Below are 518 nucleotides of genomic sequence, written 5' to 3' on the forward strand. Positions count from 1 at the left end.
GCCGCACGCCCCGGGCAGAACCCACCCCCTGAGCGACGGGCTGTCGGTGGGAGGCCCTTGGGCGCGTCTGGCATCCGCAGATCGCCGCGGCCCGGCCGCTGACCGGTGTCACCGCGGCGGCCGACCGGAGCGGCCGCGGGGCCCCGCGTTCCTTGCGGCGCCGGCCGCTGCCGACGGCCCGGCCTGACCCGCGGTCCACCCGGCCCTCGCCTTCGGGCCCGCCCTCTGGCGGCCCGGGCCGTCCCAACTCCTCGTACAGGCACGCCGGTTGTGCGACACGCTCGCCGCCCACCCGCCGCCGGGCGGGGCTGGACACGCCCTCACTCTACAGCTGTAGAGTGAGGTGAGGGCTGAGTGGCGGCAGCGGGTGACCGTACCGACAGGAAGTGGTGTTGCATGCCGAAACGTCACGCCGTGGTGGCCGGCGCCGGAATCGGCGGCCTCACGGCTGCCCTCGCACTGCACCGCCGCGGCTGGCGCGTCACCGTCTGCGAACGCGCCCCCGAACCCCCCACCAC

Annotated in this window: 1 protein-coding gene; it reads left to right on the forward strand. The window is 76.4% G+C overall.

Features of this window, described 5'->3' with window-relative positions; genetic code table 11:
- Nucleotides 1–396 precede the first annotated feature (396 nt).
- The coding region (locus PV721_RS43770) for an FAD-dependent oxidoreductase (protein WP_319734495.1) at nt 397–518 on the forward strand (122 nt) is incomplete at its 3' end.

Origin of the sequence: Streptomyces sp. MB09-01, from assembly GCF_033794505.1 — a bacterium.
Taxonomy (GTDB): Bacteria; Actinomycetota; Actinomycetes; order Streptomycetales; family Streptomycetaceae; genus Streptomyces.